This window comes from Streptomyces sp. NPDC091282, assembly GCF_044757385.1.
Classification (GTDB): domain Bacteria; phylum Actinomycetota; class Actinomycetes; order Streptomycetales; family Streptomycetaceae; genus Streptomyces; species Streptomyces gramineus.
In genome coordinates this window covers 184,927-209,474 of record NZ_JBIVUX010000012.1, presented here as the reverse complement: position 1 = coordinate 209,474, position 24,548 = coordinate 184,927, and the positions used below count along the sequence as shown (strand labels likewise).

Annotated in this window: 18 protein-coding genes; 10 read left to right on the top strand and 8 right to left on the bottom strand. The window is 71.5% G+C overall.

Annotated elements, in window-relative coordinates:
• Positions 1–27: 27 nt before the first annotated feature.
• Positions 28–669, top strand: a complete 642-nt coding sequence (locus ACIQOE_RS38630) for a lactate utilization protein C (RefSeq protein ID WP_401416702.1) — start codon at positions 28–30, stop codon at positions 667–669.
• Positions 670–696: 27 nt separating this feature from the next.
• Here ACIQOE_RS38630 and ACIQOE_RS38625 read toward each other — a convergent pair whose 3' ends face one another.
• Together ACIQOE_RS38625 and ACIQOE_RS38620 are read right to left on the bottom strand one after the other, a co-directional pair.
• On the bottom strand, positions 697–1,539 hold the full coding sequence (locus ACIQOE_RS38625) for a hypothetical protein (RefSeq protein WP_401416701.1): 843 nt from the start codon (positions 1,537–1,539) through the stop codon (positions 697–699).
• A gap of 110 nt (positions 1,540–1,649) precedes the next feature.
• On the bottom strand, positions 1,650–2,051 hold the full coding sequence (locus tag ACIQOE_RS38620) for a hypothetical protein (protein ID WP_401416699.1): 402 nt from the start codon (positions 2,049–2,051) through the stop codon (positions 1,650–1,652).
• Positions 2,052–2,204: 153 nt separating this feature from the next.
• Between ACIQOE_RS38620 and ACIQOE_RS38615 the strand changes: the two genes are divergently transcribed.
• On the top strand, positions 2,205–5,138 hold the full coding sequence (locus ACIQOE_RS38615; RefSeq protein WP_401416697.1) for a BTAD domain-containing putative transcriptional regulator: 2,934 nt from the start codon (positions 2,205–2,207) through the stop codon (positions 5,136–5,138).
• Positions 5,139–5,213: 75 nt separating this feature from the next.
• On the opposite strand, the gene ACIQOE_RS38610 is transcribed toward ACIQOE_RS38615, so the two are convergent.
• Both ACIQOE_RS38610 and ACIQOE_RS38605 read right to left on the bottom strand, forming a co-directional pair.
• Positions 5,214–7,172, bottom strand: coding sequence for a YncE family protein (locus ACIQOE_RS38610; RefSeq protein WP_401416695.1), 1,959 nt, complete (start codon positions 7,170–7,172; stop codon positions 5,214–5,216).
• Positions 7,173–7,393: 221 nt separating this feature from the next.
• Entirely contained in the window at positions 7,394–9,745 is a 2,352-nt protein-coding gene (locus tag ACIQOE_RS38605; protein ID WP_401416694.1) for a carbohydrate-binding protein, read from the bottom strand.
• Positions 9,746–10,071: 326 nt separating this feature from the next.
• On the opposite strand from ACIQOE_RS38605, the gene ACIQOE_RS38600 reads away from it, so the two are divergent.
• On the top strand, positions 10,072–11,691 hold the full coding sequence (locus tag ACIQOE_RS38600; RefSeq protein WP_401416692.1) for a beta-xylosidase: 1,620 nt from the start codon (positions 10,072–10,074) through the stop codon (positions 11,689–11,691).
• A gap of 247 nt (positions 11,692–11,938) precedes the next feature.
• Here the strand turns inward: ACIQOE_RS38600 and ACIQOE_RS38595 are convergent, their stop codons facing one another.
• Positions 11,939–12,589: a GntR family transcriptional regulator gene (locus ACIQOE_RS38595; RefSeq protein ID WP_365575540.1), complete on the bottom strand. Its 651-nt coding sequence runs from the start codon at positions 12,587–12,589 to the stop codon at positions 11,939–11,941.
• Between the two features lie 128 nt (positions 12,590–12,717).
• Between ACIQOE_RS38595 and ACIQOE_RS38590 the strand changes: the two genes are divergently transcribed.
• The 6 genes from ACIQOE_RS38590 (at position 12,718) to ACIQOE_RS38565 (ending at position 19,602) form a co-directional block, all read left to right on the top strand.
• Positions 12,718–13,995, top strand: a complete 1,278-nt coding sequence (locus ACIQOE_RS38590; protein WP_401416691.1) for an ABC transporter substrate-binding protein — start codon at positions 12,718–12,720, stop codon at positions 13,993–13,995.
• Between the two features lie 86 nt (positions 13,996–14,081).
• Entirely contained in the window at positions 14,082–14,924 is an 843-nt protein-coding gene (locus ACIQOE_RS38585; RefSeq protein WP_365564055.1) for a sugar ABC transporter permease, read from the top strand.
• Positions 14,921–15,877: a carbohydrate ABC transporter permease gene (locus tag ACIQOE_RS38580; RefSeq protein ID WP_401416690.1), complete on the top strand. Its 957-nt coding sequence runs from the start codon at positions 14,921–14,923 to the stop codon at positions 15,875–15,877. The genes ACIQOE_RS38585 and ACIQOE_RS38580 overlap by 4 nt, the downstream gene beginning before the upstream one ends.
• A gap of 1 nt (position 15,878) precedes the next feature.
• On the top strand, positions 15,879–17,846 hold the full coding sequence (locus ACIQOE_RS38575) for a hypothetical protein (protein WP_401416689.1): 1,968 nt from the start codon (positions 15,879–15,881) through the stop codon (positions 17,844–17,846).
• Positions 17,843–18,664, top strand: a complete 822-nt coding sequence (locus ACIQOE_RS38570) for a ribonuclease activity regulator RraA (protein WP_365563867.1) — start codon at positions 17,843–17,845, stop codon at positions 18,662–18,664. Before ACIQOE_RS38575 ends, ACIQOE_RS38570 begins: the two co-directional genes overlap by 4 nt.
• Complete coding sequence (locus ACIQOE_RS38565) at positions 18,661–19,602, top strand: aldo/keto reductase (protein ID WP_401416711.1); 942 nt, start codon at positions 18,661–18,663, stop codon at positions 19,600–19,602. Before ACIQOE_RS38570 ends, ACIQOE_RS38565 begins: the two co-directional genes overlap by 4 nt.
• A gap of 34 nt (positions 19,603–19,636) precedes the next feature.
• Here the strand turns inward: ACIQOE_RS38565 and ACIQOE_RS38560 are convergent, their stop codons facing one another.
• On the bottom strand, positions 19,637–21,754 hold the full coding sequence (locus ACIQOE_RS38560) for a SpoIIE family protein phosphatase (protein ID WP_401416688.1): 2,118 nt from the start codon (positions 21,752–21,754) through the stop codon (positions 19,637–19,639).
• Positions 21,755–21,933: 179 nt separating this feature from the next.
• Between ACIQOE_RS38560 and ACIQOE_RS38555 the strand changes: the two genes are divergently transcribed.
• Entirely contained in the window at positions 21,934–22,221 is a 288-nt protein-coding gene (locus ACIQOE_RS38555; protein WP_365563871.1) for a hypothetical protein, read from the top strand.
• A gap of 7 nt (positions 22,222–22,228) precedes the next feature.
• Here the strand turns inward: ACIQOE_RS38555 and ACIQOE_RS38550 are convergent, their stop codons facing one another.
• Positions 22,229–23,008: a copper homeostasis protein CutC gene (locus tag ACIQOE_RS38550; RefSeq protein ID WP_365563873.1), complete on the bottom strand. Its 780-nt coding sequence runs from the start codon at positions 23,006–23,008 to the stop codon at positions 22,229–22,231.
• Positions 23,005–24,528, bottom strand: coding sequence for a M81 family metallopeptidase (locus ACIQOE_RS38545; protein WP_365575562.1), 1,524 nt, complete (start codon positions 24,526–24,528; stop codon positions 23,005–23,007). Before ACIQOE_RS38545 ends, ACIQOE_RS38550 begins: the two co-directional genes overlap by 4 nt.
• Between the last annotated feature and the right edge of the window lie 20 nt (positions 24,529–24,548).

The following is a 24,548-nucleotide window of genomic DNA, read 5'->3' as shown; positions in this document are numbered from 1 at the left end:
GACGAACGGCGGAAAGGACGACACCAAGTGAGCAGCAGGGAACGGATCCTGGGCCGGGTACGACGCGCACTGGCCGGCCTGCCGGACACCGAGCCACCGATCGAGCGGACCTACCTGCGCGAACACGGACAGCGCGATGTCGCCGAGACGGTGGACCTGCTGGCGGAGAACCTCGCCGACTACCGCGCCCTGGTCCACCGGTGCACGGAAACAGAACTCCCCGGCCTGATCGCCCGGTTGCTCGCCGAGCACGGGTCTCGGCGCGTGCTGCTGCCTCCCGCGCTGCCGCCGCAGTGGCTGCCCGACGGCGGACCCGAACGGGTCCCCGACCAGGCGGCGCACACAGCCGCCGAGCTGGACGCGGTGGACAGCGTCGTCACCGGATGCGCGCTGGCCGTCGCCGAGACCGGCACGATCGTCCTGGACGGCAGCCCCGACCAGGGCCGCCGCCGCATCACCCTCGTCCCCGACCACCACATCTGCGTCGTCCGGACCCCCGACCAGGTCGTCTCCTCCGTACCCCAGGCCCTCCAACGCCTCGACCCCACCCGCCCGTTGACCTGGATCTCCGGACCCTCCGCGACCAGCGACATCGAACTCGACCGAGTCGAAGGCGTACACGGCCCCCGCACCCTGGAAGTCGTGCTGGTCCGCGAAGCAGCTGTCTAGCCGCGGCTCCGCATCGGCGCGGCGGACTCAATCCTCCTGGTTCAGGTACCGGAGGAATATGGACGCGTAGGCCCGGTCGGTGGTCTGCGAGCAGGGGAACGTCGCCACGGCGGCGTCGAGTTCCGATCGGTGGAACGTGCGCCACGCCGGGCTCCGGGCCGCCAGCGCCGCCAGTTCGTCCTGGGGCAGGACTTGGTCGCCGTCCTGGATGCCGGCCATGACGGACGTGTACTGCTTGCGCAGGGCCGTGATGAGTGCGAGGCGGGACCGTGCCGGATGACCGGCCGCCGCCGCGCAGGTGCTCCACGTCCTGAGCGCCGAGCGGTACCGTCCGTCGTGCTGCACCTCGTCGTCCACCCGAGCCCACTCGGAGTTCGCCTCCGGGATTCCGTACTCCTTCTCGGTCGTACTCTGCGCACTGTCCACGCAGCCGGGAAGGGCCGTGTCGTAGGCCTTGAGGGAAGCGGCCGAGAGGTTCTTGAGGTTGTTCCTGGCCGCCGTGGTCTCGGGCGCGAAGTGCGGGAACACCGATATGCCGAACCCGTGCCTTCGTGCGTAGGCGAGGCTCGAGAAGTCGGAGGCGTCCTCGACGTCCACCACGCTGTGCGGGTTTCTGGGCAGGTACCGGAAGCCGTGCGACTTCATGCACGCGGAGGTCAGGGACTCCGTGCGGGCCGCAACCTCAAGGTCGAACTTGCCGGACTCCGACTGGCCGGACACACCGGCCAGGATCAGCACGAAGCGGCGGGAGTTGGCCGTTGCCCGGGCTGTCGGGCCCTCGTGGGACGGGTAGAACGCGAAGCCGGCCGCAGCCATCGTTGCGGCCACCACGGTCAGCACGACCGTGCGGGTCCTGTGTCTGCCCAGCATCGTCCGGGCCTCCTCCTTCGACGGTCGTGCCCTGGTGCGCCGATGTGCCCTGGTGCGCGCCGAGGCCGGCGCGCACCAGGGGTTGCGCTTTGTGCCTGCTCAGGCTCCTGTCACCAGTTGCTCAGGTCGACGCCCACCTGGTCGAAGCCCTGGTTGTACGTGCCGTTGTTCGTGCAGTCGTAGTGCGAGGAGTTCGTGCCGTTGCGGGCGACGATCGAGGACTCGTACCAGTTGGCGCCGCCGTTGCCCCGGAGGCAGTGAGCCATGTCCTTGCCGCCGTCCTGCCCGGACACCCAGACGAGCGACTGCTGGTAACGCTGGTAGCGGCTGTCCCAGTTGTTCGCCACGAACTGGTAGTTGCCGGTCCTGCCCGAGTCGTTGTACGCACCGGTCTGCGTGACGTTGCCGGTCTTCACCTGCGTCTGCGCCTCGGCGGTGCCGGTGGTGAGGCCGATCGCGGCGCAGCAACCCGCGACTGCGAGTGCGCCGAAGGTCTTCCAGTTGCGAGCCATGGCTGACGGATGCTCCTTGTGTCGGTGGCCGAGCGGGAGTGGTGCGGTGGTGCGGAAGAGACGCTATGGACACAGATCCGTCGGTCGTCCTAGATTCGTCCTAGTGCGAGGTCGGCCGGGGGGACGCGTTCATCGACACGTACCAGGGGGAGCATGAAGTTCGGCTTACTGGGGCCGTTGCACGCCCAGATCGCCGGAGAGACGGTTCCGTTGAACGGGCCGCGGCAGGCCAAGATGCTGGCGGCACTGCTGGTCGACGCCAACCACGTCGTGACCACGGAACGGCTCGTCGCCGTCATGTGGGACGCGAACGCGCCCGCCACCGCGGTCCGTCAGGTCCAGGACGCCGTCTCCGGACTGCGCCGCAACCTCGGCGCCTGCGGAGCCCCCGGCACCCTGATCAGCACGCGGCGCGGCGGCTATGAGATCCACCTGGCTCAAGACCAGCTGGACCTCTTGGAGTTCGACCACCGACGACACCTCGCCGAACGGTCCACGAGCCCGGCCGAAACAGCAGCCGCGCTGCGGCACGCGCTCGCCTGCTGGCGCGGCCGCGCCCTGCTCGACCTGCGCAGCCGGGCCCTGGAGACCGATGCGGCACGGCTGGACGAGTTGCACGCGGCCACCCACAAGCGGTGCCTGGCCGTCGAGCTGGAGCTGGGCCGGCACCGAGAGGCCGTCGGCGAACTGACCGCTCTGCGCCGCGAGCATCCCTACGACGAGCAGGTCGCCGAACACCTGATGGTCGCGCTCTACCGCTGCAGCAGACAAGGCGAGGCGCTGCGGGTGTACGAGGGCCTGCGCAGGACACTGGCCGACGAACTCGGCGTCGATCCCTCCCCGCCGCTTCAGGCGCTGCACCAGCGCATCCTCACCGCGGATCCCGACCTGACGGCCACGCCCCCCGCGAGGAGCTCCACGGCCACGCCACCGGAGAACCCGGCCCCAACGCTCTCCGGGCTCGCGATGGCGATGCCGGTACGGCAACTACCCCTCGACGTGCCCGATTTCGTGGGCCGGGCCGATGCGCTCGCCGAGATCGCCCGATTACTCGACGTGTCGGGGCCGAGCCGGGCTCCGGTCGCCGTCGTCGCGGGTGGTCCAGGTGTCGGCAAGTCCTGTCTGGTGACGCACGCCGCGCGGCTGGCGAGCCGGTACTTCCCCGACGGGCAGCTCTACCTCGACCTCGCGGCAACCTCGGACGAGCCACGGGACCCGGCGCTGATGCTGGCCGAGGCCCTGCGCGCCCTGTCGATCGTCGGCAGCGCGATCCCGAAAGGTCTGTCCGAACGGGCCGCGCTCTACCGGTCGTTGCTGGCCGACCGCCGCATGCTGGTGGTCCTGGACGACGCCGGTCACGCTGACCAGGTGCTGCCGCTGCTGCCCGCGGCCGACGGCTGTGCCGTGCTGATCACCAGCCGCACCCTGCTCACGCATCTTCCCGGCGCCCGCCACCTCGACCTGGACGTGCTGAGCCCGGCGGAGGCGCGGGAGCTGTTCACGGGCATCGTCGGACGGGAGCGGGTCGCCCGGGAGCCCACGGAGGCCGACGCGATCCTCGACTGCTGCGGCAACCTGCCGCTGGCGATCCGGATCGCCAGCGCCCGGCTCACCGGCCGCCCGGCGTGGTCGCTGCGAGTGCTGCGCGAACGGATCGAGGACGAGTCCCGACGCCTCGCCGAGCTGCGGATCGGCGACCTGAGCGTGCGGGCCAGCGTCGATCTGAGCCTGCGGCTGCTGCCGGCCGACGCGGTGCGGGCGCTGAGCCTGCTGGGTCTGCTCGGTGCCTCCACCCTGCCCGGCTGGGTGGTCGGACCGCTGCTGGACCGATCGGACGCCGAGGAGGTGCTGGACATCCTCGTCGACGCCAGCCTGGTGCGGCTGACCGCCACCGACGCCCTCGGCGAGCCGCGCTACCGGCTGCACGACCTGATCAGGACCTGCGCCGTGGAGATCGCCGCGCAGCTGCCGACGGCGGACAGGCGGGACGCGATCGTCCGGGTGCTGTCCGTCTGGCTCGATCTGGTCGGGCGTGGCACCGACCTGCTGCCGGGCGGGCTGCTGGCCGCCGCGCCCGGTTCGGCGCCGCGCCGTTCGCTTCCGGACGGGGTCGTGGACCGGCTCATGGCGGATCCGTTCGGCTGGTTCGACACGGAACGCGACAACCTGCTCGGCGCCGTGCAGCTGGCCGTGGACTGGGGCCTGGACGAGACGGCCTGGGAGCTGGCGGCCGGTACGGCGACGTACTACGACCACCGGTGCCTGTACCAGGACTGGCAGCACGGGCACCGGCTCGCCCTGGACGCGGCCGAGGCCGCGGGCAACGCGCGCGGGGCGTCGGTGCTGCTTCGCAACCTTGGCCAACTGCACATCTATCAGGACGAGTTCGACCGGGCGACCCGAGCTCTTGAGTCCTCCATCGAGTTGTGCCGGGACGGAGTGGACAAGCTCGGCGAGGCGCTGTCGGTGGCGACCCTCAGCACGGTCAGCCGGGTGCAGGGCCGTGACGACGAGGCGCTCGAACGGGTCGAGCAGGCGCTGGCCATAGCGGTCGGCGAAGGCGACCGGCACATCGAGGCCCAGCTGTCCTGTTCCATCGGCGTGATGCGCCTCATGCAGGGACGACTGGAAGCGGCGGAGTCCTGGTTCACCGGAGCCCTGCGCCTGGCCGAAGACCTCGACGACGAGCACCGCGTGGCCGTCGTACTGCGACGGTTCAGTCGGTTGCACGACCGGCGAGGCCACCGGGAGGAGGCGCTGCGCTGCCTGGGGCGGGCGCTGGCCACGTTCGAGAAGCTGTCCGACGAGCGGTGTGCCGCGTACACGCTGCTGGAGATCGGCCGCGTGCACGCCGGTCAGGACGACCGGGGCCTGGCGAGCCCGGCGTTGGAGCGCGCCGCGACACTTTTCCACCGGCACGGCGACCGCCAGGACGAAGCCACCTGCTGGCAGCTGATCGGCGACCTGGAGGCCGCCGCGGGCCTGCCCGACCTGGCGCGTCGGCACCACGGCAGGGCAGCGGTGCTGTGGGAGGCCATCGGCGAGATGAACCGGACGCATGCTCCCGCACGACCCTCGTCGCCGTGAACCGCTCCCGCGCCGAGCACGCGGGAGGACGGCGGGCTGTCCGGCCCCGTCGCCCTCCCCTCGTGTCCGGGCGAGTCAGCTGCTGAAGTAGAAGTAGTTCCAGGAGCCGTAGGTGGTGGTGTTCACGTTGTCGCCCGAGGACGGGTCGATGTACGAGGTGCGCACCCTGGCGCGTACGCCCGAGCTGCCGGGATGCCCGAGATTGACGATGGACTTGCCGCTGGTGCCGAGGGAGAAGTAGTCCGAGTACGTCGTGTACCACCTGCCGCCGGAGTAGACCTGGAGGTCCAGGCGCTCCTTGCGGCCCTTGTAGTAGGTCATCGTGGTGGTCAGGACGGCGTCGGTGTTCTTGTGGTAGTAGCGGTAGTGCGTCGAACCGATCGTGCCGGTCCGGTAGTACTTGGACAGCGAACTGGCGGTCTTCACGTGAGCGTAGGCGGTGGACTTGACGGTCCGGCCGGCGTAGCGGGCGTCACCCTTGAAGACGACGGTCACCGCGGTGTCGCGGGACATGGTGACGGTGGCGGACAGGTTGCCGTGGGTGTCGGTCCTGCCGGTCTTCAGGAGCTTGTTCGGCTTGTCGGCGCCGTAGGGGTCGGCCCAGATCTCCACCGTGCGGTTGCTGTAGGTGGTGCCGAGATGGGCGGTGAAGACGACGTTCTTGCCGTAGGTGTACGTCTTCTTGTTGTTGGTGAGGGTGAGGGCGGGTGTGGCGCGGGGGACGGTGACGGTGTCCGAGGCGGAGGACGCGGTGTGCGCGGCGTCCCCGGCGTAGCTCACCGTGTACCGCACCTTGCTGCCCGCGGGAGGCGCGTCGGTGAAGGAGAACGTGCCGTTCGCGCCGAGCGCCTTGACGCCGAGCGACTTGCCCGCCGGGGACAGCAGGTCGGTGCGCACGACGTTCAGCGGGGTGCCGGCGGGCAGTTTCAGACCGGTGGTGAGCGTGCCCTTGACCGTGAGTGTCTTGCCGCGCGTGCCGGTGGCGGGAGCGTCGACGGTCAGCGCCGTGACGTACTTGCGCGGTTCGGTGACGGTCTGCAGCTGCCTGAAGTCCGTGCTGCCGGTCAGCACGAACAGTTTGCTGCCGTCCGCCGACCAGGCCGTCGAGTGCCCGCCCCACGGCATCCACGAGTCCGACAGGTTGCGGATGCTGGCGGGGGCGTCCGCGCCGCCGGGGAAGACGTAGGTGTCGCCGGTGTTCTCGGTGTCGAGCGCGGTGGCCGCGACCGTCCCGTCCGGGGCGACGCTGACGGTCTCCGGCTCGTCCTTGACCGGGTACTGGTGGACCATCTGGAGGTCGGAGAGCCGGTATTCGGTGACCGCGCGGTTGCCCGGACCGGCCACGACGATCGACTGCGCGTCCGGGGTGAGCGCGCCGTCCCGGTAGAAGCCGCCCTCGTCCGCGGCGACGCGGATGACCGGGGTGCCGGTGGAGATGTCGTAGACGATGATCGGCCCGCTGCTGATCCCCGGGTCGAGGGCGACCAGGGTGGTGGGGTTCGCCGGGTCGGCGAACAGCCGCGGCGTGGTGGCGAAGTCGTGGTCGCCCGCGAGGTCGAGGGTGACGGCGGCGGGGTCGGTGCTCAGGTCGATCCCGCCGAGTCCGGAGTCCCACTGGTCGCCGTAGCCGAACCAGATCCGGCCCTCGGTGAGGGCGATCCAGCGCGGTGCCGTCCCGCTGCCGGTCGGGTACTCGGCGGTCTGCGTGAGGGTCGCCGTGTCGAACGCGACGATCTTGTCCGCTCCGGTGACCGCGGCGTACAGGGTGCTGCCGTCCGGGCTCAACTGGAGGTCGGTCACCTGGGGCAGGCCGGTGAGCCTGCTGAGTACCTTGCCGTTGTAGCCGACGACGGAGATCGCGCTGTCGCCGCTGACGTAGAGGTGCTGGTGAGCGCCGTCGACGACGGTGTCACTCACGTCGCCGACGCTGATCGGCACGCTGGTGTCGGCGGCCGCCGGGCCGGCCGTCGTCAGCACGACGGAGCTGAAGAGTGCTGCCGTCGCGACGGCAGCCGGAAGTGTGCGGATACGCACGGTGATTCCCCCCAGGGATGTGCGGCCGTTGTGTGCGGCCTGTGCCGGTCCTGTAGCCGGTGAGCGAAGGTTAGGCCACGGCACTGACACACCACACGGCACCCCCGGCTCCGAGGAGCGCGCCCCGCGGCGGCCTGTCCTCCCGGAACACCGCGACCCCTCAGGCGTACCGGGCCGGCGGGAGGGCTGTGCGCCGGCCGGCGCACAGCCCTCGGGGACGGTCAGCCCTTCGTCGCGGGTTCGGTGAAGGCGAAGCGGTCGATGTTGGCGATGCCGGGGGAGGAGCCCAGGGCGACGAGGTAGACGTCGTGGACGCCCCGGGTACGGGCGATGGGCGTCGACTGGTCGGTGTAGGTGTCGAAGCCACCGGTGTTGAGAACGGTGACGGTGCCGATCACCGGCCCCGTGCGGCTGTCGGTGTGGATCGCGAACTGCCGTCCGCTGTAGGCGGGATCGTCACCGATGCTGCCCGTGAACATGGTGCGGCCCGAGCCGAAGTCGACGCCGGTGTACTCGACCCAGTCCCCGCCGTCGAAGTTGCCGAGCACGGAGCCCGTGCCGGCGGCGTGCCGGGCCACACCGCTGCTGTCGGCGTAGCGTTCGGCCTGCACGGTCGTCGTGCGCAGCGACGAGCCGCCGGTCCACTTGGGGACTCCGTACGGGTAGGCGCCGGCATCGGGCCGCCGGCCCTTGTACCCGTCGGTCGCGGGCGGCTTGACCACTCCCGACGCCCGCGCGGGGGACTGCGCCTGGAGCGAGTAGTCATGGGTGTCGGGGGAGGCGAACAGCGGGTCCGTGGAGTACGGGAGATCGTGCGACCGGGTGACACCGTCCGGGCCGTCGGTGTCACCGATGTTGTTGGCCACGTCCACGTTCGCGTAGGCCGCGCCGTTGAAGCTGACGGCTCTGCTGTCGGTGCCCGAGGTGTTGTTGTACGCCCGGTCTCCGGACGTGCTGTCCCCGTTGAAGAGGACCACGCCGTAACTCGTGCCGTTCCAGGCGACGTTGTTGCAGGCGGTCGCGTTGTAGGCGCCGTTGTCGAAGTAGATGCCGGGCGCGGGTGCGGCTGCCGCGCCGGGGGCCGCGTCGTGCAGCAGGTTGTGATGCATCACGGTGCCGGTCAGGTCGATCTTGCAGCACACGTAGATGGCGCCGCCGTCGTTGACCAGGATGTTGTACCCGGAGAAGTCGTTGTAGGCGATCTCGTTGCCGGAGACCTTGGCCCCGGTCATCTTGTCGTCGATGTTGAGATCGCTGCGTCCGGCCTGGGCGACGGTGTTGTGGGTGATGGTGAGGTCGGACCCGATGACGTTGATGCCGGCCGCGTAGCTGCCCAGGTAGTCGGTGTGGGTGATGGTGTTGTCGGTGACGGTGTTGTGGGAGCCCATCGCCACGACACCGTTGCCCGCGCTCCAGTCGACGGTGCTGTTGCTGAAGGTGTTGTGCTGCCCGTCGAGGATGATCCCGGACGTCGACTCGCCTGCCGTCAGCACGGCGCAACCGTCGGGCTTCGTCACCATGGCCGGGTCCGGGGCCAGATCGGCGTAGGCCGAGACGTAGCGCGCCGTCATACGGTCGATCACGTCGTGTGAGGAGGAGGCCGAGGTGCGCACCGTGGTGGCGCGCACACCGAGGCCGTCGAGCGATGTGTACGAGCGCCCGGACAGATCGAGACCGACGTTGCGCTGCTTGGCCTCGACCGTGTGCCCGGACGGGTCGTCGCCGTCCTTCATCCACCCGTACAGCGTGTGAGTGTCGTCCGCGTAGTACCACTCCCCGGCGTGCCCGAGCAGCGCCAGCTTCCCGCTGAGCGAGTAGGCCGTCCGCTGGTTCGGGCTCAGGCCGACGCAGTCGGGCAGGGAGGCGGCGGTGACGCTCCCGACGGAGGAACTGGTGACGGTGCCGGTCTCGCTCACGAACCAGTTGTGCGCGGTCAGCCGCGCGCCCTTCCAGAATCCCTCGGGCTGCGTCAGCGCGCTGTCGGACAGGCTCGTCGTGGTCCCCGACTGGGCGGAGGCCAGGTTCGGCGCCAGGGGGTTGTCGCCGGGGTAGGGCCACTGCGCCTCGACGCCCGGCGTCCCGTCGAAGAAGACCTGGTTGCCGGGGAGCGCGGGATCGAGGGTGACGTGCGTGCGGTAGATGTGCCCGTCGCCGACGGCCGAGGCGAACGGGGATCCGTCCAGGGTCGCGTCGTGGGACGTGAGGTCTGAGAGGTCGGCGCCGGTGACCCGCTGCCAGCCGGACACCTCGTCCGTGCCGTCGATGACGACGTCGGCGCCCGCCGCGGCCCGGTAGGTGATGCGCGCCCGCGCGGTGCCGTCGTGCGCGGGGACGACGTGCTCCCGATAGGTGCCCGAGGTGATGACGCACGTGTCCCCGGCGACCATCACGGTCGCGCATTTCTGGATGTGCTCGAACGGCGCGGTCGCCGTGCCCGGCCGGCTGTCCGAACCCGACGGGCTGACGTAGTAGGTGGTGGCGTGCGAGGTCTGGGCGCTGGCGCTCAGTTCGCCACCGGTGAGGAGCAGCGCGGCGGACACGAGCACCGCCAGTCTGGGGGTGGACCGTCTCATGCTTGATCCAATCGCCTATCGATAGTCGCTGCACGCTAGCCGGGGCAATTCTGGAGTGTCAACGACTCGGAACGCTATCGATTGAGACGTATTCGAGGTGCCGGATGACGCTCGGGGTGGACGGCCAGGGCCGGTCGGACCGCGGGCGACGGGCGGCGCCTCTTCTGACGTACGGCCTCTGACCTGGTGGTATCCGAGCGCTCGCCCTTCGTGGTGGCCCGGTGGGTCTTGACGTCGATTCGTTCCGGACCTTTGATCGTCTATCGATTGTATGGAAATTTGGCGACGTGGTCCGGCCGCGTCGACAGGAGCGGAGGCATGGACACATGACCGGACAGAGGGACGGAGACAGCGGAGTGGACATCACCGCGCGGGTGGACGCCGCGTCCCCGGGAACCCCGCTGGCCCACTTCTGGAACCTGTGCGTCGGCGCCGGCCGCGCCAACGAGGGCCTGCGGGCGGGCTGGCTGGAACAGCTCGACACGGCCGCGCGCGCCTGCGGATTCCGCTACGTCCGCTTCCACGGGCTGCTGCACGACGACATGTTCGTCTACCGCGAGCAGGACGGACGCCCGGTCCACAACTTCCAGTACGTCGACGAACTCTTCGACCGCCTGCTCGACCTCGGCGTCCGCCCGTTCGTCGAACTCGGCTTCAGCCCCGGCGACCTGGCCACCGAGCGGGACACGGTCTTCTGGTGGAGGGCGAACGGATCCCCGCCCGTGGACCTGGAGAGATGGAGCGACCTCGTCGCGGCGCTGGTCCGGCACTGGGCCGACCGGTACGGCGTCGGCGAAATCCGGCAGTGGTACTTCGAGGTGTGGAACGAGCCCAACCTGCGCCCGTTCTTCCACGGCACCCGCAGCCAGTACTTCGCGCTCTACACCGCCACGGCGGCCGCCGTGCGGAGCGTCGACGCGGCTCTGCGGGTGGGCGGCCCGGCGACCAGCAACTTCGTTCCCGACGACCGGTTCGCGGGTGAGGTCGAGGATCTCACCCGGCACGCGGAGACCATCGCCGCACCCGACCTGGACGCACTGGACTGGACGCCGGTCTGGCTCACCGAATTCCTCGACCACTGCCATCGCACCGGATCGCCGGTCGACTTCGTGTCCGCCCACCCCTATCCCACCGACTGGGCGCTCGACGACCTGGGACGGTCCGTCAAACTCACGCGGCACGCGGACGCGACCCGCCAGGACCTCGAAGTGCTGCGGCGCACGGTCGACGCGAGCCCGTTCCCCGGCGCCGAGATCCATCTGACGGAGTGGAGTTCCAGCCCGTCGCCCCGGGACCACACGCACGACCACCTCCAGGCGGCGACCTTCGTCGTGAAGGCGAACCTGGAGTCCGCCGGACTGGTGGACTCGCTGTCGTACTGGGCGTTCACGGACGTCTTCGAGGAGGCGGGCGCGGGTGACACCGTCTTCCACGGCGGCTTCGGGATGATCAACTTCCAGGGAGTTCCGAAGCCGGTCTTCCACGCCTACCGGTTCCTCGGCAGCCTCGGCGACGAACTGCTGGCCCGGGTTCCGGGGGCCGTCGTCACCCGGCACGGCGACAGCGGCGCGCTCACCGTCCTCGCCTACCACTATCCGGCCGAGGTCACGACGGCTCCGCCCGCCTCGTTCGACGACCGGACCGTCGCGGAGCGCACGCTCGCGACGGGAACTCCGAGGCGGCTCGGCATCACCCTGACGGGACTGCCCGCCCGCGCGGCGTTCACCGTCGAGGTCCTGGACCACGAGAGCGGCAACACCCTGGAGCTGTGGAGGCGGATGGGCTCGCCCGATCCGCTCGGCAGGGAACAGGCCAGACGTCTGAGGCGCGAAGCCGGGGCGCCGGCCCGGCACACGGTCCGTGCCTCGGCCGACGGAGAACTGCGCATCGACCGGGCGATCGCGCCGTGGAGCGTCGTCCTCGTCCGCGAGGAGCGGACCCCCTGATCGTGGGCTGACCGGCCGGGGTGTCCCAGTGACGAGGCGGCCGTGGGCGGCGTGCCGGCAGGCCCGGCGGATCCCGGGCCGGCCGGCGCCTCCGAGCTGCCGGAACGCCGCCCCCATCGCCTATCGATAGAGTCGGATCCCGGCGCGTCCCGCCTGGCCGCGCGGCCCGTCGCCGGGGTCCGCTCCGACGTGTCCGTGCCCCCGCGACACACCGTCGCGGGGGCACGAGCCGTACCGGAGACCCCGCTCAGCCCAGGGGGATCTCGCCCCGGGCGTGGGCGGCGAACTTCCGCGCCGCCAGCTGCGGGTCGTTCGCTTCGAGCACCCGCAGCAGGCCGGCGTGCTGCTCGGCCATCTCCTGCCAGTCCCCCGTGAACAGCGGATCGGAGACGACGCGGAGGGCGCGCAGGCTCGGTTCCATCACGGCCCAGACCTTCGGCAGGAAGGGGTTGCCGCCGGCCTCGCACACGATGCGGTGGAAGACGATGTCCGCGTCCCTGAACCGGCCGACGTCGCCGTCCCGCGCGGCCTCCCGCATCAGCTCCACCTGAGCCTGGAGCTGGGCCGTCGCCGTGGCCGACGGGTGCTCGGCCAGGGTTCGCGCCGCCAGTTCCTCGATGGTCACCCGCACCGCGCGGGCCGCGTCCGCGTCCTCCTGGGCGACCGAGGCGACGAAGCTGCCGCGCCGCGGGATGTGCTGCGCCAGGCCCTCGTGGACCAGGCGTTTGACCGCTTCGCGGACGGGGGCCTGGCTGACGGCGAGCTGGCGGGCGATCTCGGACTCCACCAGGCGGTCGCCCGGCTTGAGCGTGCCCTCGATGATCAGGCCGCGTACTCGTGTGTACACCTGGTCGGACAGCAGTACCCGCGTCAGCGGCTGTCCGATGGCGCTCGCCATGAAGCCTCCTCGTGTAGACCACTTCGCATCTTATCGATGATCGCCTCGATTTTGTTATGGCTCTTGACAGTGAGGTCGCGCAGGCGTTCATATCGCCTATCGATAGCAGCGTATCGAGGGAGTGCGACATGAGACATGGCAGAGCCGCCGGGGCGGCCGGCACCCTTCTCTCGCTCGGCCTGCTGGCCACGGCCTGCGGCGGCGGAGGGTTCCAGTCCACGAACGGCGGCGACCCCGGCGCGGGGGCGACCGGGACGGTCCGGATGCTGGTCAACATCACCCCGAACCTGACGAAGGACTACTGGCGGAACCTGGTGGCGCCCTTCGAGAAGGCCAATCCGGGAATCAAGGTGCGGATCGAGGCGCCCACCTCGTCCGACGGATCGGTCGACACCACCCTCCCGCAGCAGCTCGCCGCGGGCAGCCCGCCCGACGTGGTCGAGGGCTCGCACAGCAACAAGGTCGTCCCCTACCTCAGAGACCTCTCCGACCAGAAGTGGGCCACCTCGGCTCCCATGGCCGACGCCCAGCGGCTGGACGGCCGGCTGTACGACGTGTCGATCGGCCAGCAGGCCCAGTCACTCGTCTTCTACAACAAGACGGCCTTCAAGAAGGCGGGCATCACCGAGGAACCGCGCACCCTGGACGAGCTGACCGCCGACATGGGCAGGCTCAAGACCGCCGGCTACCTGCCGATGCAGACCGCGGGGGAGTGGGTGACCGAGGCGCAGTTCATGCAGCTGTTCGGACCGACGCTCACCACACCCGACAAGGACTGGTACCTCCAGGCGGCCACCGGCAAGCGCTCCCTGGCCAAGGACCTCGGCCCGGGGGCCGCCCTGTACAAGTCGTGGATCGACAAGGGCTACATCGACAAGAACGCCCTCGGCACGAAGTACGCGGACGGCGAGACCGCCTTCCTTTCGGGCAAGTCCGCCCTCTACCCGATGGGCTGCTGGTTCGTCGCCGCCGAGCACGCCGCCAAGAAGGACTTCGAGGTCGGGGTGTTCGCCGTACCGCAGACCAACGACCCCGCGACGTCACGGCTGTCGGTCACGCCCGGCGCCAACTACCGGATCTTCAAGGGCAGCAGCCACCAGACGGCGGATGCCAAGCTCGTCAAGTTCCTGACGACGGACAAGGCCGCGGTCGAGAGCCAGCTCAAGCAGGACACCTCCTACCGCACCGGTTACCCCTACACGCTCTCCCCGCTCTCCGACGAGGTGCAGCGACTGCTCGACGACACCGCCGACGGCCACCAGGCGATCATGGGCGGCGGCGAGTACCAGATGCCCGCCGGGTTCGAGGACCAGGCCGGCAAGCGGATCCAGAGCCTCTACACCGGCGGCGACCCCGCCGCCGCGATGCAGACGCTCGACTCCTGGCTGAAGGCGCAGACCAAGTGAGCGTGCACTCCTCACCGCGCCCGGCCCCGGTGCCGGCGGTCCGCCTCGCCTCGGCACGGACGCGCGACCGGCTGGCCGGAGCCGTGATGACCGCACCGGCCCTGCTGCTCTTCACGCTCATGATGGTGGTGCCGCTGGGACTGTCGGCCTACCTCAGCCTGACCGACTGGGACGGCTACACCGCCCACCCGGCCCTGGTCGGCCTGCACAACTACCGGCAACTGCTGCACGATCCCGAGGTCCGCCACGCGGCCTGGGTCACGGGCGTGATCGCGGTCGTGGGCACCGCCCTGATCAACCTCGTCGGCCTCGGCGTGGCGCTGGCCATCGCCACCCCGGGCAGGGTCAACACCTTCCTGCGGACCGTGTTCTTCTACCCCTACGTCATCAGCGCGCTGATCATCGGATTCCTGTGGTCCGCGCTGCTGTCCACCAACGGCGCCGTCAACACCGTGCTAGACGCGCTGGGCCACTCCGGCCTGCCCTTCCTGTCCCAGCCCGGATGGGCGCTGGCGAGCCTGATCCTCGTCATCGTGTGGTCGGGATTCGGATTCGCCCTCGTGCTGTACATCGCGGGCCTGCAGACCGTGCCCGCGTCGCTGATCGAGGCCGCGCGACTGGACGGCGCGGGCCGGTGGCAGACGCTGCGTCACGTGACCCTGCCGATGATCGCCCCGATCGTCACCGTCAACATCGTGCTGACCCTCGTCTCACTGCTGCGCACCTACGACCTGGTGCTGTCGCTGACCGCGGGCGGCCCGGCCGGCAGCACCCAGACCGGGGCCTATCTGATCCTGGGCGAGTCCTTCCAGAACAACGTCCTGGGCTACGGGTCCGCGCAGTCGGTGGTCCTCACCGTCATCACCGGCGCCGCGGCCCTGGCCGTCACCCTCGTGCGCCGCCGCACGGACGCCGGAGCAGCCGCATGAACCACCCCGTGAGCCACCGGCCCGCACCCCTCCCGCCGCCGCCCGTCACCGGCACCGCCGTCCGTGCGGACGGCCCGCCGCCCGGCGCCGCCCACCCGTCGCACCACCGACCCGGTCGGCGGGCCCGCGCGTGGACGGCCGCGCGGTGGAGTGCGCTGGGCGCCGGGGCCCTGCTGATGCTCGTACCGATGTGGCTGCTGGCCGTCAACGCCTTCAAGTCCGAGCAGGACATCAGGACCTCCCCGTTCGGACTGCCGCTCGCCCGGCTGAGCCCGTCCTACCTGCGCGACGCCCTGTCCAACCCGGACTTCGACGTCGTGCGGGCGTACGGCATCACGGCCCTGTTCGTCGTCCTCGTCAACGCCCTGTCGCTGCTGATCGCCGCACCGGTCTCCTACGTCATCGCCCGGGGCCGCACCCGTGGGCACACCGCGCTGCTGCTGCTCTTCGTGGCCGGCACCTTCGTGCCCAGCCAGGTGATCCTCATCCCGGTCGTCTACGTCCTCAAATACGTGGGCCTGATGGGCACGATCCCCGGATTCGTGCTGTTCGAGACGACCCTGACCCTGCCCGTCTCGGTCTTCCTCTACAGCGCGTACATCCGGACCGTGCCACCCGAACTCGACCAGGCCGCGGCCGTGGACGGCGCCGGACGGCTGCGCACCTTCTGGCTGGTGATCTTCCCGCTCATGCGGCCCGTGGTCGCCACCGCGGTGATCCTGCACAGCCTGAGCGTGTGGAACGACTTCGCCACCCCGCAGATCATCCTCGGCCCCGGCAGCGGCCTCTACACGGTCACCACCGGTGTGTACGCCGCCGTCGGCAAGTACTCCACGCACTACGCGGTGGTCTTCCCCAACCTGCTGCTCGCGGTGCTTCCCGCGCTGGCCTTCTTCGTGATCATGCAGCGGCACATCATCAGCGGTCTGACCACCGGCGCCACGAAGGGCTGACATGACCCCCGACCACCACGGCGACCCCGCGCCCCAGCGGATCACCGCCACCGTCCGCAGCGCCGCGCCTCCCGTATGGGCGGTCCTGCAACGGCGGCTGTTCGACGACCTCGACACCGCCTGGCGGACCTTCCGCGACCGCTACACCGACCCCGCCGACGGCCGCCTGCGGTACACGGGCCGTATCGAAGACCGCGACGGCGCCGACGACTTCTACGAGGCATTCTTCAACTGGCCCGCCCTGTACCTGCTCGGCGGCGCCGACGACCTGCTGCCGGCCGTCAAACAGCACTGGGAGGGCGTCACCGCACAGCTCACCGAACTCGGCCTGTCCAACGACGAGTTCGAGCGCGGCTACGACTGGTTCCACCAGGGCGAGGCACTGCTGATGTTCTACGGCATCTGCGCCGCGGACCCCGACGACCCGCGCTTCCGGGACCGCGCCCTGCGCTTCGCCCACCAATACCTGCCCGGCAGCCCCACGGGCAACTACGACCCCGCCAGGCGGATCGTCCGCTCCCCGCACAACGGTTCCGACGGTCCGCGTCCCGGCCTCGGACCGCAGTGGGACGACGGTTTCGCCGAGGACCAGCCCGGCATGCGCCCCTACGGCCTGCCCCTGGAGGACGTCCCCGGCATCTCCTCCTGGAACGACCTGGCCGACCCGGAGCTGGCCGCCCGCATGGGCCGTCACATGCGCGACCGCCTGGGCCGCGGCGACACCGCGGTCAACCTCGCGGCCACCGCGCTGGTCACCAACGCCTGGCTCTACGACCACGATCCGCGCCTGTCGGCATGGGTCCTCGACTACGTGGACGCCTGGCGTGAGCGCGCCGAACGCCACGGCGTCCTGCCGGACAACGTCGGCCTCTCCGGCGAGGTGGGCGAGTACCACGACGGACGCTGGTTCGGCGGCCACTACGGCTGGACCTGGCCGCACGGCGTCCACACCCTCGGCGCCGCGGCCCTGGTCGGAGCCGTCAGCGCATGCCTCGTCGCGGGTGACGCCGACCGCCTCGACCTGGCCCGCCGTCCGCTGGACCAGGTGTGGAAGCAGCGCCGCACCGGCCTCCTCGCCGACCTGCCGGCCGCCCAACGCGGCGCCTGGGAACCCCTGCTGGGCGAGGACGCCACCCGCCCCGTCACCCTGGTGCCCACCCGCGTCGGTGTGCACGGATGGTTCGACCCGCAACCGCCCCAGACCGCGTACTGGACCTGGCTGTGGTGGTACGGACAGCAGGACCAGGACCGGGAGCGCCTCGACGCCCTCGCCCGCGAGGCCGGCTACGACTGGTCGGCCGTACACGCCTTCCGCAACAAGGAGGAAGCCGGACACGAACCTCCCTGGCTCTCCTACCTCGCCGGCGCCGACCCGGCCTACCCGGAACAGGCCCTGCAGATGGCCCTCGCCCAGGTCCGGCACCGCATGGCCCTCATCGCCGCCGACGACGCCGGACCCGACGAGATCGACCTGCACTGGTGGCAGCGGCTGAACCCCGTGGTCACCGAGGTGCTCACCCAGCTCACCACGGGCGCGCCGCAGACCCTCTACAACGGCGGCCTGCAACTGGCCCGCGTCCGCTACGACGACCTCGACCGTGGACGCCCCGGCCTGCCGCCCGACGTGGCCGCCCTCGTGGAGGAACTGGACGCCACCACGACCACCGTCCGCCTCGTCAACCTCAGCCTCACCCGCACCCGTACCCTCCGCGTGCGGGGCGGAGCGTTCGGCGAGCACCTCATCACCACCGCCCACTGGCAGATCACGCCCGCCCCCGAGGCGCCCGACGCACACGCCTACGGTCTGCCCACACCCGACCTGGCACCCCTGTCCGCCGCGGTGGACGGCAACGCCCTGCACGTCACCCTGCCGCCCGGCCACGAGATCCGCCTGCGACTGGACATGCGCCTGAACGCCTCGCGCCCGCGCCACCAGAGCACCCCCACCCACTCCAGGAGCACCCGTTGACCGACACGCACACCCCCACCGTCCCGCAGCACCCCGACACCCCCGGCCCGCAGGAGGCGCCGGCCGTGTGGCCCCTGCCCGTGCGCGGCGAGACACCGCCACCGGCCGACGGCGCCGCGGTCGCCGCACTCGGCCAGGTCAGCGCCGCGACCGCCTGCGCCAAGCTCCACGAACTGGGCATCAGACGCACCCACCTCCAGGGGCCGGCCGCACTGGAACGCGGCCAGAAGGCGACCGGCCGGGTGCGCACCCTGCAGTTCATGCCCCAACGCGAGGACGTGGCCAGCGGGCTGGGCCAGGAGTACGTGGAGCGCAGCACCGCGCTGTGGGCCGTGCTCGAAGCGATCGAACCCGGCGACGTCCTCGTCGTCCAGGCCTACGGCAGCCCGTTCACCGGCTGCTTCGGCGACATGCTCGTACGCTACTTCCAGCGCAAGGGCGGCGCCGGCATCGTCGTCGACGGCCGCATCCGCGACGCGCCCCGCGTCCGCCGCCTCGGCGTCCCCATCTGGTGCACCGGCACCACCCCGCACTACGCCTCCCAGTCCGAACTCTTCCCCTGGGCCTACGACGTGCCCGTCGCCGCCGGCGGTGTCCTGTGCCTGCCCGGCGACCTGCTGGTCGCCGACGACGACGGCGCCGTCGTCGTCCCCCGCGCCACGTCGCCGCTCATCGTCGACAGCGCCCGGGACCACGAGGAGTGGGAGGAGTTCAGCAGGCAGCGCATCGACGACGGCGCCCGCCTGTCCGACTACTACCCGCTCACCCCCGACAGCCGGGAGGAGTACGAGCAGTGGCGCGCCGCCCAGCCACGATGACCACCGCCACGACCGGCAGCGGGCCGCTCCCCCTCGGACTGGGCTGCGCCCCCATCGGCGACCTGTACGGGGCCGTCGACCCGGACATCGCGGTCGCCACCGTGCACACCGCCCTCGCGCGGGGCTGCCGCCTTCTGGACACCGCGCCCAAGTACGGCAACGGCCTGTCCGAACGGCGCGTGGGCCAGGCCCTCGCCGCCGCCGGCACCGCCGCCCCCCAGCTCGCGACCAAGGTGGGCTGGAGCGTCGCGCAAGGCCGCGACCCCCAACCCGACTTCAGTGCGGACGGGGTGCTGCACAGTCTGGAGGACAGCATGTGCCGCCTCGGCGTGGACCGGTTCGACATCGTCCACGTCCACGATCCCGACGACCACCTCGACCAGGCCGTCGCCGAGACCGTTCCCGCCCTGGTACGGCTGCGCGACGAAGGGGTCGTCGGAGCCGTCGGGGCCGGCATGAACAGCGACCGCGCCCTGGCCGACCTCGTCCGGCGCACCGACCTCGACCGCGTCCTGATCGCCGGCCGCTACACCCTCCTGGAACAGGGCGCGCACCACACGCTCCTGCCCCTGTGCGCCGAACGCGGCATCGGGGTGATCGCGGCCGGTGTCTTCAACTCCGGCCTGCTCGCCGACCCCCGTCCCGGCGCCCCCTACGACTACCGGCCGGCCCCGCCGGACGTGCTCCGGCGTGCTCTGCGGCTCAAGGAGATCTGCGCCGCCCACCAGGTGCCGCTGCGGGCCGCGGCCCTCCACTTCCCCCTCACCCACCCCGCCGTCACCACGATCCTGGTCGGAGCGGCGACCCCCGCGGAGATCACGGAGAACGTCGCCCTGGCCCGCACACCACTGCCGCCCGCGCTCTGGAGCGACCTGCGCGAGGCGGGCCTGATCGACCCGGCGGTCCCGCTTCGCGAAGAGCGGCAGTGGACGTCCTGACCGGACGCGGCGGTGCCGCGGGCTGCCTTCGGCCTCAGCCGGTGAAGTGGACGAGCAGTACGGCGATGTCGTCGACGCGCGCCTCGCACGACGCGTCCCCGAGGAGCCGGTCCGTGAGGGATTCCAGGTCGTCGTCAGGGGCGCGCGCGAAACGGCCCGCGAGGTCCGCGACGGCGTCGTCGATGTCGGTGCCGGGCACCTCGACGAGACCGTCGGTGTACAGGGCCAGCGTGGTGTCCGCCGCCAACGGCAGCTCCACGCACGGATACTCGGCTTCGGGCACGATGCCGAGCAGCGGTCCCGGTGGGAACGCGAGGGCTTCGGTCCGGCCGTCCGGGCGGCGCAGCAGAGGCGGGAGATGGCCCGCCGTGGCGAGCAGGACGCGGCGCCGGGCGAGATCGAACTGGACGCAGAGGCAGCTGGCGAACAGGCCCGGGTCGAAGTCGCACATGACCTGGTTGGTGCGGGCCAGGAGGTCGTCAGGACCCATGCCCGCGACGGCGTGCGTGTGCACGGCGGTGCGCAGTTGGCCCATCACGGCCGCGGCCCGCACGTTGTGGCCCTGGACGTCACCGATGACCGCGGTCGCACTGGTGGTTCCGCAGCGGATCAGGTCGTAGAAGTCGCCTCCGACGTCCATGCCGTGGCGCGCGGGCAGGTAGCGGGCGGCGGCGGTCAACCCTGGGACCGCGGGCAGCCGTTGGGGCAGCAGACCGGTCTGCAGGGTGCGGGCGAGGTTGTCCTTGGCCTCGTGCAGGCAGGCCCGGTCCAGGGCCTGCGCGACCAACCCGGCCATGGAGACCATGAGATGACGCTCCGCGGCGGGGAAGTCCCGGGTGTGGTCGAAGGACAGGACGAGGATTCCCACCGGCCGGCCGCGGATGACCAGCGGCAGGAACGCCCAGGCGTTCCGGCTGCCGTACTGCACGGCGTCCCGGTAGGTCCGCTTGAACTCGGCGAAGCTGCTGAAGAACAGCGGGGTGTGACCGGTGAGCGCCTTCGCGGGCGGGTTGTCGGAGCCCAGGGAGTGGCCGTCGAAGATGGACAGGAACGCCGTGGTGTAACCGCGTTGGCCGACCACCTGCAGCCGTCCCTCGGAAGCCGCCATCAGGATCAGGCCCGCGGCACCGAAGGCGGGCAGCAGCTGATTGGCGAGGGTCTGCGCCACGTCCTTGACCCGCACGGTCTCGGTGAGCGCCGCCGCGAGATGCATCAGCTGGTGGTAGGGCCTGACCTCGGTGTCCTCCACGGGGGAGACGGGGCGGGCCTCGACGGCCGGCGGAGGGTGGGGGAGCGGGTTCATGTGAACGCTGACCCCGCTCGCGCCGGGAAAGAGCTCGAAGCACACGCGTGTGCCAGAGGTCCGCTCGGCCGTGAAACGGACGGGCCGCCGCCCGATGACCGCGGCGCGGAACCGCTCCTCGAAGGCACTGCCGGCGAGCCACGGCACGCGTTCCCAGGGCCGTCCGGCCGTCAGTTCCGTGGTCGGCACCCCGAGCAGTTCTGCCGCCGGGCCGCCGGCGAAGGTGATCCTTCCGTCCAGGTCCAGGGACAGGGCTCCCGGCAGTCGGGCGGCGAAGTCGTGGGCCGCGAGCGCGTCCGCCGGGACCGGAGCGCGGGCTCGGTCGGGGTCCACGGTGAGCGGACGCTCCGCCGGCACCAGCGGCCGGCCACTGCGGACGGCGCCCTCCAGCAGCCGGCCCGACTCCTGGCAGAAGACCTCGATCGCCGTCGTCTCCCGAGGGCTGAGGTCTGCGGGGTGCGAGGGCGGCCACAGCACGCAGACCGTGCCCCGCACGGTCTCTTCGGCGATCATGGGCGCCGACGCCACCGTGTGCTCGGGCACCATGAGCGCGAGCCGTGGATAGTGCAGGGCCATCGTCTCGGGGTCGCCGACCCAGACCAGGCGCCGTTCCCGGGTCGCCTCGGCCGCCGGGACCGCCTCCTCCACATGGATCCGCGCCCACGGCGAGATGACGGTCCAGGACGTCCCGTACAGCATCGACAGGCGAAGGACCCGTTCGCCGGGCGGAAGGAGGAACACCAGGACGCTGGACGCCGACGTGTCCTCGGCCAGGCGCCGCAGCAGCCCGGCCAGGTCCGCCCAGTCCCGCGCGGAGCCCGAGGCGGCAGCCCACACCACGACCTTCACCGCCCTTCCTGAACACCGGCCCGTTCAGGCGTCACACCTGGCTCACCGAGACGAAAAGATGACGTACAAGGACGATAGCCCCATACCGCCACTCGATGACGCAGACGCCGCGAGGCCGCGCGCGGCCCCGTGCCGCCCCGCGCGGACGTCGCCACGTCCTTGCGTGGGATCATCGGGCCATGAGCGGCGACCTGCAGGTGAGTGCCCTGGCGATCAACGTCACGATCCCGGAGGGACTCCGCTGGGCGGACACCCGCCGCGGTGAGGAGTTCACGCTGACCACGCTCAACGTGCGCCTCCTCCCCGACGGCCGGCTCGCCGCGAAGGCCTACGGCCGTCCGGTCGCCGGCGGCCGGGGCGCCTACGTCTCGTTCCCCGTCCCGGACCGGCCCGAACTGGCGGCCCTGATCGCCGAGGCCGCCACTCGTGCCGGAGCGTTGTGGGCCGCCCACCGCGGGCTCGACTGACCAGGATTCACCCGGACCGCCGGACCGCCGTCCGGGTCGCCAGCATCCGGCTCGCCTCGGCGACCACCGCCGGGTCGGTGACGAAATGCGTGTCCTCGTCCGCCGAGGCGCCGGCCACGCCGAGCGGGACCCACGCGGCCCCGCGCCGGGGCTCCGCGCGGCGCTTCGCCGACAGGTGCACGGCCGCCACCCCGGCGGCCGTCAGCGCCGGGATGTCGGCGGGCCGTACTCCGCCGCCCGCCATCACCTGCACCCCGGGCGCGGCCTCGACCATCGCGGCGAGGCGTTCCAGCCCCTGGCCCGCGGCCGGGGCGCCGCCCGAGGTGAGCACGCGGGTGAGGCCGAGGGCGGGCAGCAGCGCCGCGGTGGCGACGGGATCGGCGGACAGGTCGATCGCGCGGTGCAGCGTCACCTCCACGGGCCGGTCCGCGTCCCGGGCCGCCGCGGCGAGGCGCATGACGGCATCCGTGTCGAGACCGCCGTCGGCGGACAGCGCGCCCACGACCACACCGGAGGCCCCGGAGGCGATCACGGACCGCACCTCGGCGGCCATCAGGGCGATCTCCTCGGCGTCGTGCACGAAGTCGCCGGGACGACAGCGGACCAGGACCTGGACCGGGAGGCCCACGGCGGCGACCGCCTCGACCAGGGCGGCCGACGGCGTCAGACCGCCCAGTTCCAGGCCGGTGCACAGCTCGACGCGGTCCGCCCCGTGGTCCCGGGCGACACGGGCGCCGGCCGGCGAGGTGACGGCGATCTCCAGTGCGGGCACGGCGGGCCCGCTCACTCGTCGTCCCCGGTGAGCGGCCGGTCGGAGGCCGGGATGATCCGGGCGGTGAGGTCCGGCGTGGCCATGTCGCGGTCGAAGGGGAACATCGGGCGCCGGATGCGGCGGTGGCCGAGGCGCACCAGGTCCTGGTCGACACCGCCGGGGGTCAGGGCCATCTTCCAGCCGACCGACATGTCGAACAGCTCGGGCTCCAGGTAGCCGATCTTCACGATGACGATGTCGGCGGAGCGCGGGTCGAGACCGAGGTCGGTGAAGTCGTGCTCGTGGTGGTACGGCTTGCGCAGCCGGGTGAGGATCGCGTGCACGCTGCCGACGCGGACGACGACCTCGGTCTCGGCGTCCCGGTCGCCGTGCCGTATCGCGTGCACCACGCCGGTCAGGGTCACGGGTCCCGCGTGCCGGTCGTCGACCTCCGCGCCCGCGGTGACGGTGACCGTGGCGCCGATGCCGGCCGCCACGGCGGTCTCGATCGCGGCGGGCCCGGGGACCGAGGCGTAGATGACGGTCGGCCCGTCCTCCTTCTGGAACTCGGGCCGCTCCAGCAGCCGGGTCAGCCCCCAGGTGACGTCACCGGCGCCGCCCGCGGTCGGGTTGTCGCCGGTGTCGCTGATGAAGTACGGCCGCCGGTCGGAGGCGAGGGCCTCGTCGAGGAGTTCGTCGTACGTACCGGTCGGGGCGACGAAGTCGAAGGCGTCGCGGGCGTCCCAGAAGCCGCGGGCGAGGCGTTCGGCACCGGCCGCGACCGCGGCCGTGTCCTCGCCGGTGACGACCACCACCGCGCGGTTGCGGGGCTCGTCCGCCCACGCGTAGCCCACCCAGATCGCCGCGTCCGTCACACCCGCGGTGGCCTCGACCTCGTCGACCGCCGCGTACACGCTCCTGGCGGGCTCGATCCGGGTGGAGGTCTGCTCGCCGGCCAGCAGCACGGGGACCGGCACCCAGGCCTTGACCGGCCGGGGAGCGCCGGAGACCAGGAGGTCGACCAGGTTGCGTACGGCACGCTCCTTGGTCTCCATGTGGTCCTCGTGCGGGGCCATCCGGTAGCAGGTGATCAGGTCGCTGCGGTGGGCGAGTTCGCGCGAGACGTTGCCGTGCAGGTCCATCGAGGTGGAGACGATCACGTCCGGGCCGACGGTGGCGCGGATGCGCTCCAGCAGCACGGCCTCCGCGTCGTCGACCCCCTCCACGGTCATGGCGCCGTGGATGTCGTACCAGAGGCCGTCGAGCCGGGGCAGCGCGGCGAGGCGTTCGATCAGTTCGTCGGTGAGCGCGGCCCAGGCCGCCGCGGTGACGGTGCCGCCCGGCAGTGACTTGCCGACGAGTGCGCCGTGCCAGTCGGCGGCCTCGCGCAGCTCCTCGCCGGGGGCGAGGAAGGGGTAGCGGTCGAGCACCTCGGTGCCGCGCGAAGGATGGAAGGCGGGCGCCTCGGTGCGGGCGGGGGAGAAGGTGGAGGACTCGATGCCGAGGCCGGCTATGGCGATGACGGGGCGGGCGACGGCGGTGCGGGTGTGCGTCATGGCTCCTCGTGCGGGGTGGT